This is a genomic window from Porticoccus sp. (assembly GCF_041592135.1).
Classification (GTDB): Bacteria; Pseudomonadota; Gammaproteobacteria; order Pseudomonadales; family Porticoccaceae; genus Porticoccus.
In genome coordinates, this window is record NZ_JBFHQR010000211.1 from 1 (window position 1) to 2,274 (window position 2,274).

1 protein-coding gene, 1 pseudogene and 1 riboswitch are annotated in these 2,274 nt (G+C 59.9%); the gene and the pseudogene both read right to left on the minus strand.

Translation table 11 applies throughout. The annotated features are described in order from the left end of the window. A partial coding sequence (gene thiC / locus ABY948_RS12185) for a phosphomethylpyrimidine synthase ThiC (protein WP_461482804.1) occupies positions 1 to 1,297 on the minus strand: 1,297 nt, incomplete at its 3' end. A gap of 64 nt (positions 1,298 to 1,361) precedes the next feature. Further along, positions 1,362 to 1,476: riboswitch (TPP riboswitch) on the minus strand. Between the two features lie 183 nt (positions 1,477 to 1,659). Continuing rightward, positions 1,660 to 2,274 (minus strand): annotated as a pseudogene (locus tag ABY948_RS12190) (hypothetical protein); the annotation flags it as partial.

Sequence of the window (2,274 nt, forward strand, 5' to 3'; positions counted from 1 at the left end):
CCATGTTTTCCTTGATCAGGTGCATGGGCACATGGCCGGGACCCTCGATCATCACCTGCACATCGTGCTGCCAGGCAATTTTGGTCAGCTCGCCGAGGGTTTTCAGTTCGCCGAACTGGGCCTCGTCGTTGGCGTCCGCCAGGGAGCCCGGCCGCAGCCCGTCGCCGAGGGAGAAGCTGACGTCGTAGGCCTTCATGATCTCGCAGATTTCCTCGAAGTGGGTGTAGAGGAAGTTTTCCTGATGGTGGGCAATGCACCATTTGGCCATGATCGACCCGCCCCGGGAGACAATGCCGGTCACCCGGTTGGCGGTCATGGGTACATAGCGCAGCAGCACACCGGCGTGAATGGTGAAGTAATCCACACCTTGTTCGGCCTGCTCGATCAGGGTGTCCCGGAACACCTCCCAGGTGAGGTCCTCGGCGACGCCGTTGACCTTTTCCAGTGCCTGATAGATGGGCACGGTGCCGATGGGTACCGGCGAATTGCGGACGATGTAATCGCGGGTGGCGTGAATGTGCTTGCCGGTGGACAGGTCCATCACGGTGTCACCGCCCCAGCGGATTGACCACACCAGTTTCTCCACCTCCTCCTCGATACTCGACGTCAGTGCCGAGTTGCCGATATTGGCGTTGATCTTCACCAGGAAGTTGCGGCCGATAATCATCGGCTCCAGTTCGGGGTGGTTGATATTGGCGGGGATGATGGCGCGGCCCTCCGCCACTTCGCGGCGCACGAACTCGGGGGTGATGGGTTGCAGGTTGGCGCCCATGGCATTGCCGGCGAGGCGCCGATTGCGCTCCTCGCTGTTGAATTCGTTGACCAGCGCGGCGCGGGCCTGGTTCTCCCGGGTGGCAATAAAAGCCATTTCCGGGGTGATGATGCCGCGGCGCGCGTAGTGCAGCTGGGTGACATTGACCCCGGCTTTGGCCCGCCTCGGTTGGCGTTGCAGGGCTTCGTTATAGAACTGGAAGGCTTTTTCCTGCTTGAGGTGACCATTGTCCTGGGGCTTCATTTCGCGCCCCTGGTAGCGTTCGGTATCGCCCCGTTCCTCAATCCATTGGCTGCGCAGATCGGGCAGGCCGCAATGCACATCGACTTCGGCCTTGGGGTCGGTATAGGGGCCGGAGGTGTCGTAGACGGTGACGGCACTACCATCGCTCAGGCTGATCTCGCGCACTGGCACCCGCACGGAGGGATGGCCGTCGACGGGCAGGTAGACTTTGCGGCTGGCGGGCAGCGGCTGGCGGGTAATGGTGTGTTCGGCGGCAGCCGGGATGGGTGATTTTGAATTCATGTCGTGTCCTCACTGAAATAATCTGTCGTGAGGCATAGAGAACAATGGTGCTTTTTGCAGCGTGCTGCACAGCGAAGCCCATCCCTACGCCGATACTAACCGGATCAGGTTCTATGGGTTCGCTGTCTCCCTTGCGGGAAAAACAGCATCTCAGCCTGGCGGCACCCCATGAGCATGTAACGGGCCATTATACGCAATCAGCGGACACTTTGAACAAGTGTGTGCCTGGCTGTGGTGGTGGGCAGTGGACCGGTGTTTCAGTGGGGAAACCGGCTGTCAGTCAAAAATAATCCGGGGTCGTCGGTGACAGTTCGCCCCCGGATTATGTTTTAGCGTGACATGCTGATCAGCTGGATAGCCGATCAGAATGTGTAGTTGACGCTAAACCAGACTTTCTCAGTATCCACTGCAAACTCGTCGGCATCGTACAGGGCGTATTTCAGCTCCACCGACAGGTTCTTGTTGATCGGGTAGGTGGCGACGGCGTCGAATTCCTCACCGTAGTCGGCGCTGCCCTCGTCGGCCGAGAAGTCGTGGTAGAAGGCGGCCAGGGCGACACCTGCCACACTGCCGGTCACCTTGAAGTACAGGTCTTCAATACCGTCGTTGGGGGTGACCAGAAATATGTCCGCCCAGCCCTGGAATTTGTGCAGGGTGGCCAGCGGGGTGCTGAAGGCTTTCACGCCGTCATCGCTGCCCAGCAGCTCGTAACCTATACCCAGGCCAACGCCCTTGATCTTGGTGCCGAGCTCCGCCATGTAGTACTCGGCGTCGTAGTCGGTGGCATTGTCACCGTAATCGGTCTGGGACGCGGCCGCTGCGGCGACGGTGATCGGGCCAAAGGCGCCGCTATATTCCACACCATAGGTTTGGGAAGAGTTGCCGGTGACGTTTTCCACCTGGTTGTCAAAGTCCAGCAGGTAGGCGTAGACGCCAATGTTGTGTCCCGCTGCGGGCGAGTAGGACAGGTACAGGGC